Genomic DNA, 579 nt, shown 5'->3' with positions numbered 1-579 from the left:
AGCGGGATGGCGGGAGTTCAGGCATCGATAGAACCGTGCCCCATGAAGACGATGGGCATGACGATGATGGACGACATGGGCATGGACTGCTGCAACGATATGAAAACCCTGCCCGAGCACGGAAAGCCATGTAAACCGGGACAGGAATGCAAGGCAGGCGGCATATTGCAAGTCTCGACTTTCAAGCCTTCAGTAGCCGTGTTTAGCCCCGTAGTACTTTCCTTCTTTAGTGATTCCTTGCCTGCACAAACCCCGTCCAGGGTGTGGCGACCGCCCCGCGTTTGATTCCTGTCCCATATTGAGCCTCATTCCGCATTGGCGGGATGCAAGAGCTGAGCGCATGTCTTTTGATGCGTGCAGTGGATGATCACAGGAATCCTAAACATGAACTCAAAGTGCTATTGCATAGGCTGGTCCCTCGCGGCCGGTCTGGCGGCAAGCGTACTGGCATTGCCGAGCTTGGCGGGTGGATTGACGCTTGATGAAGCGTTGCGGCTGGCCGAAAACAATGCACCGTCGCTGACCGCACAAGACGCCAAAATTCAGGCTGCCAGCAGCGCAGCCATTCCAGCGGGGGAG

The 579-nt window shown here is 56.5% G+C and carries 1 protein-coding gene and 1 pseudogene; both read left to right on the top strand.

The window, feature by feature from the left end; translation table 11 throughout:
- Positions 1–285: hypothetical protein (locus tag ACZRMS_RS26320; protein WP_153405866.1), on the top strand; the 285-nt coding region annotated here is incomplete at its 5' end.
- A gap of 99 nt (positions 286–384) precedes the next feature.
- Positions 385–579, top strand: a pseudogene (locus tag ACZRMS_RS26315) (TolC family protein); the annotation flags it as partial.

This window comes from Pseudomonas sp. B424, assembly GCF_055408345.1.
The sequence above is the reverse complement of the archived record's forward strand: the minus strand, read 5'-3'. Positions and strand labels throughout refer to the sequence as shown.